At 63.0% G+C, this 14,619-nt stretch carries 13 protein-coding genes and 1 pseudogene; 7 read left to right on the top strand and 7 right to left on the bottom strand.

Annotation, left to right across the window (positions count from 1 at the left end; all coding sequences use genetic code 11):
- Positions 1–232: 232 nt before the first annotated feature.
- From HWE04_RS09610 to ku, 3 genes are all read right to left on the bottom strand, one after another.
- The gene (locus HWE04_RS09610) at positions 233–1,351 is read right to left on the bottom strand and encodes a nucleotide excision repair endonuclease (protein WP_241812253.1); all 1,119 of its coding nucleotides are present in this window, start codon (positions 1,349–1,351) and stop codon (positions 233–235) included.
- Positions 1,352–1,532: 181 nt separating this feature from the next.
- A complete protein-coding gene (ligD, locus tag HWE04_RS09605; protein WP_241812252.1) occupies positions 1,533–4,187 on the bottom strand; it encodes a DNA ligase D in 2,655 nt (884 codons plus the stop codon).
- Positions 4,184–5,233: a non-homologous end joining protein Ku gene (gene ku / locus HWE04_RS09600; RefSeq protein WP_006465233.1), complete on the bottom strand. Its 1,050-nt coding sequence runs from the start codon at positions 5,231–5,233 to the stop codon at positions 4,184–4,186. The genes ligD and ku overlap by 4 nt, the downstream gene beginning before the upstream one ends.
- Before the next feature lie 216 nt (positions 5,234–5,449).
- On the opposite strand from ku, the gene HWE04_RS09595 reads away from it, so the two are divergent.
- The 4 genes and pseudogenes from HWE04_RS09595 to HWE04_RS09580 all read left to right on the top strand — a co-directional run.
- Positions 5,450–7,144, top strand: a complete 1,695-nt coding sequence (locus HWE04_RS09595; protein ID WP_241812251.1) for a thiamine pyrophosphate-binding protein — start codon at positions 5,450–5,452, stop codon at positions 7,142–7,144.
- Positions 7,145–7,146: 2 nt separating this feature from the next.
- Positions 7,147–7,413: a hypothetical protein gene (locus tag HWE04_RS09590; protein WP_182994784.1), complete on the top strand. Its 267-nt coding sequence runs from the start codon at positions 7,147–7,149 to the stop codon at positions 7,411–7,413.
- A gap of 256 nt (positions 7,414–7,669) precedes the next feature.
- Positions 7,670–7,882, top strand: coding sequence for a hypothetical protein (locus HWE04_RS09585; RefSeq protein WP_006465236.1), 213 nt, complete (start codon positions 7,670–7,672; stop codon positions 7,880–7,882).
- 70 nt (positions 7,883–7,952) lie between these two features.
- Positions 7,953–8,495, top strand: a pseudogene (locus HWE04_RS09580) (type 1 glutamine amidotransferase domain-containing protein); the annotation flags it as partial.
- Between the two features lie 412 nt (positions 8,496–8,907).
- Here HWE04_RS09580 and HWE04_RS09575 read toward each other — a convergent pair.
- The 3 genes from HWE04_RS09575 to HWE04_RS09565 all read right to left on the bottom strand — a co-directional run bounded on the left by HWE04_RS09575 (position 8,908) and on the right by HWE04_RS09565 (position 10,346).
- Positions 8,908–9,147, bottom strand: a complete 240-nt coding sequence (locus HWE04_RS09575; protein WP_006465238.1) for a hypothetical protein — start codon at positions 9,145–9,147, stop codon at positions 8,908–8,910.
- Positions 9,148–9,293: 146 nt separating this feature from the next.
- A complete protein-coding gene (locus HWE04_RS09570; RefSeq protein WP_241812250.1) occupies positions 9,294–9,866 on the bottom strand; it encodes a DUF4142 domain-containing protein in 573 nt (190 codons plus the stop codon).
- Positions 9,867–10,058: 192 nt separating this feature from the next.
- Positions 10,059–10,346, bottom strand: a complete 288-nt coding sequence (locus HWE04_RS09565; RefSeq protein WP_241812249.1) for a PQ-loop domain-containing transporter — start codon at positions 10,344–10,346, stop codon at positions 10,059–10,061.
- Between the two features lie 376 nt (positions 10,347–10,722).
- Here HWE04_RS09565 and HWE04_RS09560 point away from each other — a divergent pair, with 376 nt between their 5' ends.
- A complete protein-coding gene (locus HWE04_RS09560; RefSeq protein WP_006465241.1) occupies positions 10,723–11,253 on the top strand; it encodes a CBS domain-containing protein in 531 nt (176 codons plus the stop codon).
- A 352-nt stretch (positions 11,254–11,605) separates the two neighbouring features.
- On the opposite strand, the gene HWE04_RS09555 is transcribed toward HWE04_RS09560, so the two are convergent.
- Complete coding sequence (locus HWE04_RS09555; RefSeq protein WP_006465242.1) at positions 11,606–11,863, bottom strand: hypothetical protein; 258 nt, start codon at positions 11,861–11,863, stop codon at positions 11,606–11,608.
- Positions 11,864–12,118: 255 nt separating this feature from the next.
- On the opposite strand from HWE04_RS09555, the gene HWE04_RS09550 reads away from it, so the two are divergent.
- Complete coding sequence (locus HWE04_RS09550; protein ID WP_006465243.1) at positions 12,119–12,874, top strand: YoaK family protein; 756 nt, start codon at positions 12,119–12,121, stop codon at positions 12,872–12,874.
- 110 nt (positions 12,875–12,984) lie between these two features.
- Positions 12,985–14,469, top strand: a complete 1,485-nt coding sequence (locus HWE04_RS09545; RefSeq protein ID WP_241812248.1) for a Fic family protein — start codon at positions 12,985–12,987, stop codon at positions 14,467–14,469.
- The last annotated feature ends 150 nt before the right edge of the window (positions 14,470–14,619 follow it).

Raw genomic sequence — 14,619 nt, 5'->3', positions numbered from 1 at the left:
GCAGTCAAGGGATTGGGAGAACGGACAGAACGGGGAGAACGAGAAAACAGGGACAGTGCGGCACCAGAAAAGAACGACTGCACCGCGCAAGGAAAACGGAAGAAAGCTTCCAGCAGCATGGGACCGGCTGGAACGGACGCCGAGCGCCCGGGAATTGCCGAGAAGTACCAAAGATGACCGAAGATGACCTGGGATCACCCGAGAATCACCAGCGGGCGCCAGACCCGCCGCTTCAGCCGGCCGACAGCGGCAGTCCCGGCAGCGGGCGCAGGTCCAGCTGGCCCAGCAGGTAGGGCTGGATCACCAGCTTGTAGCTGTCCAGGTCAAAACCCTTGAGGCTGGCCGCCGGACGGGTCGGCAGCTGGCGGTGGTCGCGATCCAGCGAACCCAGGTAGCGCCAGTGATCGATCACATGCACCTGCTGCCAGCCCTCGCCCTGTTCGACGATGCCCATCGGGCCGGCATACGGCCAGGGCAGGATGCGCAGGTCTTCCAGCGCCTGCATCAGGCGCTGCTGGTGCTGCTCGGGGGATTCCTCGCCGGTGCAGGCGCCGCGGCAGCGACGGATCTGGCGACCGAAACAGGCCATGCCGAAACCGCCCGGCTGCTCCAGCCCGGTGACGATGGAACACAGGCCATGGCCCTGCACCAGCTTGTGCAGCGCTTCCTGCGCCGCCCGTTCGCTGGTGAAGATGCCGAACAGGTTTTCGGCGCGGCTGAATTCCCGCTCGGCCACCTGCGTGACCTGTGGCTGGCCTTCCGCGCTCAGGCGCAGGGTGAACAGGCCGCGCTTGCTGCGTTGCTTCTTGTTGTGAGCCGGGCGCAGGTCGCGCAGCAGAGAATTTTCCAGCAGGGCCGCGCCCAGTTCACCGGCCGTGCGGCGACACTCGATGCGACGGGTCTGGCCGATCAGGAACTGCTCTTCATGGTTGTGCAGATGCGCCAGCACGCGGCTGCGCAGGTTGACGCTACGCCCCACGTACAACGGAGCATCGTCCACGCCACGGAAGATGTAGACGCCGCAGGCATTGGGCAAGGCCTCGATGCTGGCACGCTCGATATGCAGGGGATAGCTGAAGGTCGCCGCCCGATGCGCTGCCGGCTGGGGCGCATTGAAGGTGGCCAGCGGATGACCGGGCGCCCCCATGCCGCGCTGTCCTTCCTGGGCCAGCAGGCGCTCCACCAGTGCTGCCGGCAGCTTGCGCGGCGCGGCGCCACCCGGCGTCACGGCGCTCGCGTGTGGCATCAGGGAAGGCATGGCGGCCTGCAGGGGACGGGTAAAGAGCTGGGTCAGCGAAGTGCGGTGGCTGAGGGTATTCATGGCGTGGGCCAATTCCTTCTTGGTATTCATGGCACGTCTGGACGTGCTCGACGGGTTTTGCAAAAGGCCCGGATGCACCAGGCCTTGAAGTTAAAGTGAATTATGAAGTTGGCCCGCCGCGCCCACAGTCGGCAGGAAGATGAAGATCGTGTAGGACATTGCCGCCCTGCCCAGCTTGACGGCCACAGCGCCGCCACCGCACGAACCCGGTTCAGACGGGCTCGAAGGCGTCCAGCATGGCCTTGCTCAGCCGCTGCCTGGCCTTGCCGAAACCGGCCCAGGGATCATGGTCCTGGAGGTCCTTGAGCCGCTGCGGCATGGTGGCGACCTTGAAATGATCGGCCGTGATGCCTTGTTCCAGCTCTTCCCAGGTGATCGGCACCGACACCGGTGCCCCCGCCCGGGCGCGTACCGAATAGGCGACCACGGTGGTCGCGCCCGGGGCATTGCGCAGGTAATCGATGAAGATCCTGCCCTGACGCGCCGCCTTGCTCATGCGGGCAATGAAACGGTCCGGCAGCACCCGGGCCAGATGGGCGGCTACCCGGTGCGCCCAGTCCTTGACCACGTCCCAGCGATGATCAGGACGGATCGGCACCATCACATGCAGGCCCTTGCCCCCGGAGGTCTTCAGGTAACACGCCAGGCCTATCTCCTGCAGCAGGCCGCGCACCAGCTGCGCACCCTCCATTACCGCAGCCCAGGGCACATCCGGTGCTGGGTCGAGGTCGAATACCACCCGGTCCGGCTTGTCCAGCGCACGGCCGGTGGCGCCCCAGGCATGCAGTTCGAGCACGCCCATCTGCACCGTCGCCACCAGGCCGGCAACATCGTTGACCATCATGTATCGGGCGCTGCCCTCGCCTTCCGGGACCTCGATGGCGTCAATCGCCTCGGGCATCCCCTGACCGATGTGCTTCTGGAAAAAGCATTGTCCGCCCTGCCCGTCCGGACAGCGCACCAGCGACAAGGGCCGTTGCTTCAGTTCAGGCAGGATGAACCCGGCCACGCTCTGGTAGTAGCGGGCCAGCTCCAGCTTGGTCAGGCCGGTATCGGGGAAGAGGATCTTGCCAGGATGCGTCAACTTCACCCCTGCGACCGTCACGGGTCGGGAGAGATCCGCCTTGCTCGCAGCTTTGCTGCCACCGGCCTTATCGTTATTACCGCTCTCATCGCCCTCTTCGCCCTCATCGCCTCCATCGGCCGGCTGCGCCAGCGCTTGCTCCGTCTCGCGCACGATGTCACGGGCCTGCTTGTCCTCCCGCAGCGCCAGGAAACTGCCGTGTCGCAGAATCCCCGAGCGGGTCCACTGGGCGAACCTGACCTCCGCCACCAGCTTGGGGGCCAGCCAGTGCACGCCACGCCGTTGCTGCCCCGTCGGCGGGTTGACGAAGGCCGGCTGGTCCTGCTCCAGCTTGCGGAACTGCTTCAACAGCTGCTCCAGCAGGCGATCATCGAAACCGGTGCCGACCCGCCCGGCATACTGCAACTGTCCCTTGTCGTCATGGACGCCCACCAGAATGGCACCGAATCCGCTGCGCTGGCCAGCCGGCTCGGTATAGCCGGCGATCACGAATTCCTGGCGATGCTCGCACTTGAGCTTGAGCCAGTTGCGGTCGCGACGTCCGGTATAAGGGGCATCGGCGCGCTTGACCACGATGCCCTCCATGCCATGCTGGCAGGCGTGCTGGAACACCTCATCGGTATGACCGACGATGTGCTCGCTGTAGAGCAGCAGTCCGTCTTCATCCGCGCCGGGAATCAGGGTGCGCAGCAATTCCTTGCGCTGCAAGAGCGGAACCTCCCGCAGGTCGTGACCATTCAGGAACAGCAGATCGAAGGCATACAGCGCCAGCCGGATGCCATTGGCCTGCTGCCGGTCGCCGCGCGCCAGGGTCTGCAAGGCCTCGAAGCTGATCCGCCCGTTCTCGTCCAGCGCCACCACTTCGCCGTCGATCCAGGCATCGTCCACCGGCAGTCGTTCCAGGGCCTTGACCAGGATCGGCCAGCGATGGCTCCAGTCCAGACCTTCGCGGGTGAAGATGGCAGCCCGACCGGCGTCGATGCGGCACAGGCCGCGATAGCCATCGAACTTCAGTTCGCTGAGCCATTCATCACCCTGCGGCGCCTGATCGACCAGCGTCGCCAGTTGCGCATCCATGACCTCCGGCAGCATGCTTGGGCGTGGCTGGGCGTCTGCTGCCTCTGCGCTGGAGGGTGGCTGCCTGGAGGACTTGGATGCTTTCTTCGACCGGGCCGCTCGCTGGCTTTCCTGCCCTTTGTCACCTGCGCCAGCCTCGTCACCGCGATCCTTCACGCTCTCCGGCCGCAATTCGGTGATCGCGGCTGCCTTGCCGCTGCGGGCGGCATCGTCATCGTCCTTGATGAGCAACCAGTTTTCCTTGCCATCGGCCGCCGGCTTGCCCATGCGGACTAGCGCCCAGCGTCCCTGCAGCTTGTCGCCCTGGAGTTCGAAACTGAGATGGCCCTTCTTCAGGCCGGCGTGCACGTCGCCCTGTGGCAGCCATTGGCCGCGGTCCCACAGCACCACATGGCCTGCGCCGTACTGGTGTTCCGGGATGTCGCCTTCGAAGGTGCCATAGTCGAGCGGATGGTCTTCCACCCGCACGGCCAGCCGCTTGTCATGCGGATCCAGGCTCGGTCCCTTGGGAACGGCCCAGCTCTTGAGTACGCCATCCAGTTCCAGACGGAAGTCGTAGTGCAGGCGCCGTGCATGGTGGCGCTGGATGAAGAAGTGCAAGCCGCCCTCGGCCGCCCGGGCTGACCGGCGGCCTTTGCCGGAGGGCTCCGGAGTGAGCGTGAAGTCGCGCTTGGCATGATAGCGATCCAGGGACGAAGCACTCATGCCTGTGCCCTCCGCGAGGTGCCGCTGCTTTTGGCGCTTTTACGGCTTTTGCTGCTGCTCTTGGCGCTCGTGGTGCCAGCGGCGGCCTTGGTGCCATTGCGGGTGCTGCTACGCTTGGCAGCAGGCTTGCGGTCAGCCAGCTTGTGGACTTTGGCGCCCTGGGTCGGCTTATCTTGGTCCTCTTCCTTTCCCTCTTCTTCATCCACATCGCCGCGACCGCTCTTGCGCGCCTTGGCCGACGCCTTGCCGCGCCCGTCCAGACTGCTCTTGAGCAGCGCCATCAGGTCCACCACCTTGGCCCCGCTGCTGGCGGGCGCGGCGGCTTCGTCGGGTTCGGCAACCTCATGGGTCTGCCGGCTCTTGATCTTCTTCTTGATCAGGCCCAGCACGTCGTCGCGATAGGTGTCGTGGAACTGCTCGGGCTCCCACTCGGCGGACATGTGATCCACCAGGGCGCGTGCCATCTCCACCTCCTGCCGGGTCACCGCCGCCTTCTTCGACTTGCGCGACGGCACCGGCAGGTCGTCCGGTGCGCGCAATTCGCTGGGGTAGCGCAAGGTGATCAGTTGCAGCATGTCGCCCTGCGGAATGAGGGCGGCCAGGTGCTGGCGGGTGCGGATGACGATCTGGGCAATGGCCATCTTGTCGCTGGCCAGCAGGGTCTCGCGCAGCAGCGCATAGGCCTTGTCGCCGCCCTTGGCCGGGGCCAGGAAGTAAGGTTGTTCGTAATACAGGATGGGGACCTGCTCGCGCTCCACGAAGCTCTGGATGTCGATGCTCTGGGTCGCCTCCACATTGGCGCGGCGCAGGTCTTCATCGGACATGAGGACGAACTTGCCGTCCTCGTATTCATAGCCCTTGATGATGTTTTCCCACGGCACTTCACGGCCGGATTTCTTGTTGTAGCGCTTGTAGCCCACCGGTGACAGATCACGCTTGTCCAGCAGCGTGAAGTCCAGTTCATCGTGCTTCTCGGCGGTATAGAGTTCGACCGGGATATTGATCAGCCCGAAGCTGATCGCCCCCTTCCATAGTGCGCGTCGCATCGCTTCCTCCGCAGTCTTGCTGATGCGCCGATTATGCGAGCCCGGCCCCGCTGCCGCAGTCGGCCGGCGGATGAAGCCGGCGTAGGAATGTGCCGCAGCCGCGCGCCGTTCCGCCCTTCTCCACCTTCTCCTACACGGATTTACCGGATAGACCGATACAGCCGCGCCGGATGGCGTCTTACCCTTGAACGACTCATCCTCGTCCATGGAGCCGACATGTCCGCCACCGTTGCAGAAATCCTCATCGACACCCTGTACCAGATCGGGGTGCGCCAGATCTTCGGCGTCGTCGGTGACGCCCTGAATCCCCTCACCGATGCCATCCGTCGCGACAAGCGCATCGAATGGATAGGCGTGCGTCACGAAGAAGGTGCGGCCCTGGCCGCCGCCGGCCAGGCCAAGCTGACCGGCCGCCTGGCAGTCTGCTGCGGCACTACCGGCCCCGGCGCCAACCACCTGGTGGCGGGCCTGTATGAAGCCCGCAAGGACCACGCCCCGGTCCTGGCCATCTCCGGCGGCGTGCCAGCCGCGCGTCGAGGTATCGATTATCTGCAGGAAAATTCACCCGACCTGCTCTTTCGCGACGTCGCGGCCTACAGCCAGATCGTCACCAGTGCCGACCAGGCGCCTGCAGTCTTCCACCAGGCCATTGCCCAGGCCTACGCCCAACGCGGCGTGGCCCACCTGAACCTGCCGGCCGACATCATCGGTGCCCGTACCTCCCATACCGTCCCCAGCCTGCACACCCTGCGCGAGCGCGCCGAACTGGCGCCGCCGCCGTCCGACATCCAGGCCGCTACCGAACTGATCAACGCTGCCGGCTCGGTCGCCATCTTTGCCGGCAATGGCTGCCGGGGCGCCATCGATCAGGTGCTGGCCCTGGCCAGCAAGTTGCAGGCGCCGGTGATGCACACCTTCCGCGGCAAGGACCTGATGGCCTATGACCACCCGCACTGGATCGGCGGGGTCGGCCTGATCGGCGGCGCGCCGGGCACCGATGCGCTGCAGGCGGCAGAGTTGATGCTGATGCTGGGATCGGACTATCCCTATTCGGAATTCCTGCCCACCAAGTCCAAGGTGATCCAGATCGACGAACGCGGCTTCGTCCTCGGACGACGGGCGCCGGTCACGCTGGGCATCACCGGCTCGGTCGGTCCCAGCGTGCGGGCGCTGCTGGAAAAGGTCGAAGGCAAGACCGACGGCAGTTTCCTGCAGAAGGTCAATGGCGAGCGCGAACGCTGGAACGCCAAGCTCGACAGCGCCGCCGACATCAAGCCTCAGCACAAGAAGATCAAGCCCCAGAGCCTGGCTCGAGCGCTGAGCGACCTGGCCGACGACGATGCGACCTTCGTGGTCGATACCGGCGTGGTGACGCTATGGTGTGGCAACTGGATCCGCCAGCGCGGGCAGCAGCGCATCCTGGCCTCCTTCAACAATGCCGCCGTCGGCACCTCGCTGGGCCAGGCCAACGGCATCCAGGCGCTGGATCGCCAGCGGCAGGTCGTGGTGGCGGTGGGCGACGGTGGCTTCACCATGTTGATGGGCGAGTTCATGACCAGTGTGGAGCACAAGCTGCCCTTGAAGGTGGTGGTCTTCAACAACCGCGAATGGGGCCTGGTCCACCTGGAAATGGAAGAAGCCGGCATGCCCGCCTTCGAGGGTTCAGAATTCCCCAATGCCGATTTCGCCGCCTTTGCACGCGCCTGCGGCGGTCAGGGCTTCACCGCCCGCACGCCCGACGAGCTGCAGGAGAGCCTGCAGCAGCTGCTGGCAGCGCCCGGCCCGGCGGTGCTGGATGTCTTCATCGATCCGTCCGAATTGCCGGTCATGCCGCACATCAAGATGGAACAGATATGGCGCTTTGGCCTGGCCAAGGTGCGCGAGAGCCTGATCGCCATGAAAGGAGGCTGAACATGGAAAGCCAGACGAGCATTGAGCAGCAACGCGAGGACTATGCACGCGAATTGAAACGCCGCTTCGAGGACTACAAGCAGTGGGCCATGACGCACTGGCCGGTCGCCGAGCAGCCGCTGGATGATGCCGCCTTCGTGGCCTCGCAGCGTGAAATGGAATTGCTGACCGGCAGCAGGCTGCACCCCGGACGTCAACCCGATGCGATTCCCGCCGGTGGTCAGCAGCAGGCACAGTTCGAGGATGTGACGCCGGCGCCATGGCCATGAATGGTGCCATCGGAGCCGTATAGAGGCACATAAAGGCAGATAGAGGCGCATTACTGCAGCATTGCCTGCATTCTTACGCAGGCTTGCGCCGCAGGCTTATACCGCAGCCCGGGACGGCACAGTAAGCTGGGTTTCACCGGTCACATCGGTTGCACATCGTTTGACCGATACGTCGATCCGATCTGGTCGGCAAGATATCTGCAAAAGGTCTGCATACATCGCGAAGACTGATATTTCAAAGTTAAAGGAGGTCATCATGAGCGCAAGCAAACAGAACAAGGATCATCGTCCCAACCAGTACGACACCCCTTCGGAAGTCGCGCTGGACGAAGCCAACGAGATGAGCTTCCCGGGCAGTGACCCGGTGGCCACCTCCAACATCACGCGCATCGAAAAGGCGCCCGAGATGGACAAGGCCAGTAACGATCACCAGAACCGCAACAAGGTTCGCCAGAACACCCCGGACTGATCCGTCATCCGCCCCCAACGAGGGCGGCCGGTGCATGCCGGCCGCCCTTTTTCCATCAGGGAGATTGAACATGAGCAATCGCTATCAACAATTGAAGGTCGCGGTCCTGGTGACCGACGGTTTCGAGCAGGCCGAACTGCTGGAGCCGAAAAAGGCGCTGGAAGCCGCCGGTGCCACCGTGCACATCCTCTCCGACAAGACCGACAGCGTGCAGGGCTTCAAGCATGTCGACAAGGGAGAATCGGTGTCCGTGGACGGTAGCCTGGATACGGCCCGCCCCGAGGACTACTCCGCCGTGCTGCTGCCTGGTGGTGTCGTCAACGGCGACGCCATGCGCCTGCTGCCGCAGGCCCGCAATTTCATCCGCGCTGCCAATGATGCGGAAAAGCCCATCGCCTCCATCTGCCACGGCGGCTGGCTGTTGATCTCGGCCGGCATCGCCAAGGGCCGCACCGTCACCAGCTGGCCCAGCCTGCAGGACGACTTCAAGAATGCCGGCAGCCAGTGGGTGGACCAGGAAGTGGTACGTGACGAAAACTTCGTCTCCTCCCGCAAACCCACCGACATTCCGGCCTTCAACAATGAATTCATGAAGCTGCTGGATGAGCAGCAACGTCGCGAGCAGGGCCAGCAGCCTGACGCGACGGGCGGCGAGCCGGCATTGACCGAAGCCGGTGGAGAGGCCGATACCACCAGGCCACGCCTGTCGGAAAAAGGCAGCGCGCCAGCCGCTCCGCCCAGCCATGAAAACGAGGCCTTTGCCGTGGCCCATGGCCAGTCGCCGCAAAGCGATGGCTGATCGGGTCTGAACCATCGGGCTGCATACGGCTTCATACGGAAAGAGGGGTGATCCCCTCTTTTTTGCTTTTTGCTTCGTAGTTTTTTCTGCAGACCTGAAGACTTGAAACCTGTAAGCGGAAGCTTGCGGCGAAAACGCAAATGCCGTCCGCAACCTGCGTTACGGACGGCAACTACATCATCGGGACAGCTGTTACACCCCCGACATCACGTCAATGCATCAGCCCCTACGCTGCCCCAGGGCGGCGCATGGCTTGTTCCAGCAATGCCAGGGCGACCTTCTCGGCTTCCTTGCGCTTCTTGCAGATACGTACCGGCTGACCCTTCAGGTCGTGCAGGTCCATGTGCCAGAGGTGATCGATGCGGGTATCGAGATAGGCGACGTACTTGTGCTTGTCCAGCTTGGTCACGCGCGGCATGAAGTGACCGGCTTGCTGCTGTTCAACAGATTTGGCGAAGTGTTTCATGGCAAGTCTCCTCGGCACGGTGGCGAGATGGGACGTCATGACGGGCGGGGCAAGGCTGCTATCAGCATAGTCGATGAGGGCGGCAGCGAAAGGGCTTTTTGCGTTTTTCGCGGGACCGCCCCCATCATGGGCAGGGGCGGACGGCCTTATTTCTTGGCGGCATCCACCTTGCTCTTCAGGTCACGGCCCATCTTCAGATGTTCCTTGAGCCCCGGCAGGGTCTTGGCGGCAAAATTCTTCACATCCGGGTCATCGGCCGAGGTAGAGGACTTCTGGAACAGCTTGACCGCATCCTCATGGGCCGACACTCCGATCATGCTGGCGTAGCGCTTGTCGAAGGTGTTACCGGAGAGCTTTTCGAGGATGGCGATCTTGGCGCGCTCGGCCATGCTCGGTTCGGTAGGCAGGGTGACATCCTTGCTTGAAGCCAACTGCTTGAGCTCGTCGCCGACGGTGCCATGCTGGTCAATCATCTTCTGCGCGAAATCCTTGACGGCCGGATTGCTGCTCTTTTCCAGCGCGACCTTGCTGGCCGCGATTTCGGCATTGCCAGCCTCGGCGGCCTTGGTCATGAAGCTCTTGTCCTTGCTGGTGACAGAGTCGGCCGAGGCGCTCAAGGCCAGCGTGGCGCCGGCAATGAACAATGCGCCCGCGCCCAGCAGGCGGCGGGTGCGATGGCGGGTCATCAGATCCGAAGAGGCGAAGGGAATGGAACGCATGGCGATACTCCTTGTGGTTATGGTTGAGCTAAAGAGGGTGAGCCCGCGATGCCCTGCGTGGCATGTCATGCAAATACTGTAGTAAGGATGGCGTCTGCCTTGCATCAGACAGCGCCAATGAAACCTGTAGGAATCGATGAGCGCGAGGGAAGCACGCATGCGGCACGATGGCGAGCTGGCAGCTTGGCCGCCTCAGGCCTGCTCCTGCGACCGCTGGCGGCGACGATTGCGCAGGTACAGGATCTGCCCCAGCAGTGCCGTCCCCAGCAGGAAGACATTGGACACCACGAACACCCAGTCGCCCTGCAGCAGACTGTAGGTCACGAAACCGGCCGAGGCCGCCAGTTGCCCGGTAAACAGCCAGTGCGAAACGCCCTGGGTGGAACGACTGCGCCACTGCTCATAGACCTGCGAGGAGATGGTCAGCAGCAGGATCAGGGTGGCGCCCCAGCCGATGAGGTCGGTAATGTGATCGGACATGATGGTTTGGTGGGAGCCCTTACAGCCCCGGGGAAGCGGTCGATGCAGCGATGGTGAAGCAGCCAGGCCAGCCATGCAGTCGGCCGGCCTCGCAAGCCACTGTAGGAAGAGTCCGCGGATGGCCGGTGATGCGGCGGCACGTCGGTGCATTCGCGCAGCCCTGCGCGAATCTGCCGACCCGACAATGGGGCGCTCTGGCATTGCGGCATGGGTGTGCCTTGCTTAGGCTGGAAGAGTAGTGGCAGTGGATATGACGGTCGCCTGCCTGGTGGCCTGAAGAAAACTGCACGATTTACACAACACAATTTACACAAGTCAATTTCGCTCTCCCGCTTTCGAGGCTTTCCCCCCTTTTCATTCTTCCCAGGAGGTCAACATGCACGCTACCCGCACCATTGCCGACGTCATGACACGTGGCGCCCATACCTTGAGCCCAGACGATTCCGTGATCCATGCTGCCCAGGCCATGGAAGCCCTTGATGTCGGCGCCCTCCCCGTCTGCGATGCACAGCGCAGGCTGGTGGGTCTGGTCACCGACCGCGACATCGTCCTGCGCGCCGTCGCGCCCAACCGCCTGACCGAGACCATGCCCCTGACGGAGGTGATGAGCCATGATGTGCTGTGGTGTTACGAGGATGAACCGGTGGACGATGTGCTGGACGATATGGTGCAGCGCCAGATCCGCCGCCTGCCGGTCATGGATCGCGAGCGCAATCTGGTGGGCATGGTCAGCCTGGGCGATGTCGCCGCCAAGACGCAGAATCGCGGTGTGGGCGAGGCTTTGGCGGAGATATCGCTGCCCGCTGCGCCTACGCGTGGCAGCATCGATCCAGCGTCCGAGAATGGCTATGCCTTGCCGGAAGTCAGGGACGGTGATCTGAGCGAGGTCAATCTGGGCCGAAGCTAGGCCTGGGGCGGGTGTCGGGCAGGAGCGACAACTTGGCGTGTAGGTTTTTTCCTACGCATCAATCGGGTACTGTCCGATCTTCTTTTTTGCAGTGCATCGCTACTATGCATTCCAACGAACTCGAAACCGAGGACCCGAATTCCGGCAAGAACGTCCCCCTCCGTCTTGTCATGAACACTGTCCATCCCCCATCGGTTTATCCCCACGAGTCGTTTTCATAAGCAGAAATTCTCCGAAGATTCCCCCGATCCTCGGCGTCTTATATCCCTCCCCCTCAGGCCGCCTCCCCCAGGCGGCCATTTTTTTGCCTGCGGGATTTGCCGCCTTTGCCGATTGCCGCCCCTTCTCGCGTCTAAATTCCGCCCTGTCTTGCTTGAGCCCCGTGTTCCCGTTGTACGGCGATGTAGTCCAGCGCATCGGCATAAGCCGCATCGCTGTTGCTGCGCAGCGCTTCGCAGACGTGGGTGGACGCCGGGTCCTGGCCATTGGCGCCGATCAGGACGATACCGCGAAATCCGCCGCCTTCGGCCTGCTGTACGCCTGGCTGCAGCACAGGCGTACGCAACTCGTCGAGCTTGTCGCCGCCTGGAATATCGATGGGAATGCTCATGGAAGGCTCCTGAAAAAGTGAAAGATTGGACGATTGCCCGGCGCGGCAAGCTGATGCACGTCAGCCATCGGTGCATTGGCCACCGCCTTGGGCCAAGAAGAAGTATTCTTGTCAGGATAAAAAACGCTGAAGGAAAAGACAGCAAGAGGCCACCGGGGATCTGCGTAGGAAGGGGCGAAGATGAGTTCGCCCGGCGCTGGCCTGAGGTCGATGCGGTCTGTTTCCTGATGCGTGTGCTTTTACCCTGGAACCGTCATGCCCATCGAATACCTGCGCCGTCTCACCAGTCCGGCGCGCACCGACCTGTCCAATCGCCACCTGGGGCGTTCACTGGCCTTCATCGCCGGTGCCGTCAATGCCGGCGGCTTCCTGGCGGTCGGGCAGTACACCTCGCACATGTCGGGCATCGTCTCCTCCCTGGCCGACAACCTGGTCCTGGGCGAGACCTTGCTGCTGGTCTCGGGCGCCAGCGCGCTGCTGTCCTTCCTGCTGGGGGCCGCCTGCTCGGCGGTGATGATCAACTGGGCCAGGCGCCGCGGCCTCCACAGCGAATACGCCATGCCCCTGATGCTGGAGGCCATGCTGCTGCTGTGTTTCGGCATCCTGGGCAGCAATCTGGAGAACCATCGGCTGCTGTTCGTGCCGGTCACGGTGGCGCTGCTGTGTTTCGTGATGGGCTTGCAGAACGCCATGATCAGCAAGATTTCCCGCTCCGAAATCCGTACCACTCACGTGACCGGCCTGGTTACCGACATCGGCATCGAGATCGGCAAGATGTGCTACTGGACCCTGGCCCCGCGCCAGCCCGGCGAATTACACCAGGAAGACCCGGTCCCCGGAGCGCGCCGCAAGTTCATGCTGCTTTCCTCCCTGTTGCTGATGTTCTTCGTGGGGGGCGTGGTAGGCGCGCTAGGATTCAAGGCCGTGGGCTTTGTGGCGACCATGCCGCTGGCGGCGGGATTGTTCGTGTTGGCGCTGGTGCCGATGATGGATGACCTGGCACGTTCCTGAAGGCGTATAACTGCCCTGACAAAGCTGGAAAATTAAAGAATTTCGATAAAAACCATGATTTGGCGTGATAAATTAAGATTTCTCGATAAAAATTAAGAAATCTCGATGCCATGACGCCACTGGGCTATCAACATCTGATCGATGCACTGCATCTGAACGTCACGCCGCTGGAAAAGGTTGCCTACACCGACTCCTCGGTGAATCGACGCATGGATACCGAGACGCGCATTCTTTTTCCCTCTTCGGTGGCGATAGAGCCGAGCTTGATCGGGCATCTGGAATTTGCGCTCAAGCATGAGGGCGTCAATCTGGAGGTGATCGATGCGGCCTTCGAGCATATCCCACCCACGACATTGGTCGAACAACTGGCCATCAAGCCCACGGGCGAACACATCCGGCGGGCCTGTTTCCTGTGGGAGTGGCTGACCGGCCGCACGCTGGAGGTGGCGCCCATGAACAATGGCGGCTATGTCGACCTGTTCCCGACGGATGAGTACTACACCGCCCCCGACCCGGTGCGATCAAGCAAATTCCGGGTCCGGGACAATGCTCTGGGCAACCCGGCGTTCTGTCCGGTGGTGCGTCGCCGCGCCATCCCGCAAACGCCATCGCTGGACGCCTTGCTGGCGCAGGCGCGGGATACCCTGGCGGCCCTGCACGACCCGGAACTGCACCGCCGCGCCGTGGCCTACCTGTATCTCTCGGAAACCCGCTCCAGCTATGCCATCGAATCGGAAACGCCAAGCTTCGACAAGCAGGAACGGTTTGTCCAGCTGCTGCAGCGGGCAGGAGAAGCAGGAGAAGTGAACGAAGCCTGGCTGGTCGGGCTACAGAACGTCATCGTGCGGGATGTCTACAGCCAGGAAGCGTCTTATCGCCATCAACAGAACTGGCTCGAAGACAGCAGCGGACGGGTCAGTTTTTTCCCTGCCCCTGCAGACGATCTGGACCACGTCATGCGCGGTTGGGAAAGCTTCATCAACGATACCCGTCGTTGCCCCGACCTGCTGGTGCAAGCGGCCTGTGCGGCCTTCGGCTTCGTCTACCTGCACCCCTTCCTGGATGGTAACGGGCGTCTGCACCGTTTCCTGATCCAGCACGTGCTGGCGCGGTCTCCCCTGCTGGAACCGGGAACGCTGGTTCCGGTATCGGCAGTCATCAGCAAGAACATCCCGATCTACGGCGCGCTACTGACGGCATTTTCCCGGCCGGTCACGACGCTCTGGGACTATCGTCGAGGTGACCAGGGTCCAATTGTGATCCGCAGCCCAGGCAGCCGTGCCTATCGCTTTCTGCGGGCGGACCGGGAAGTGGCCTTCCTGCACGAGATGATCAAACAGGCGGTACAGGATGAAATTCCGAGGGAACTGGCCTACCTGAAAGGCTATGACGCAGCCTTCGCGCAACTCAACGATGAGTTCGACCTGCCGCAGAAAGACCTGTCGGCGCTGATCCGCATGATCCAGTCGAATAACGGCACGCTTTCGCTGCATCGCAGAAGGCAATATGGCCATCTGCCGCGCTCCGTGCTGGACCGCATCGAGCAGGTCACCCGAGAAATGTTCGATGCGGCCGATATGCCGCCAGAATCCTAGGGCCTGTTCCGACTCAATCTGCGAGATGCGTTGCGCCCAGAAGGCGTGGTGGCAAGGCGCCCGGCAAGGCCTCCAGCGCGCCTTCTGGGCGCAACCCTCCGGGAGAGGCCGCCAAGCGTCGGCTGCCGCTGTTGCAGCTCCTTGCCCTAG

The organism is Herbaspirillum sp. C7C2 (assembly GCF_022627865.1).
GTDB lineage: Bacteria > Pseudomonadota > Gammaproteobacteria > Burkholderiales > Burkholderiaceae_D > Herbaspirillum > Herbaspirillum frisingense.
Note: the sequence above shows the minus strand (reverse complement) of the source record. Positions and strands in the feature narration are given on the sequence as shown.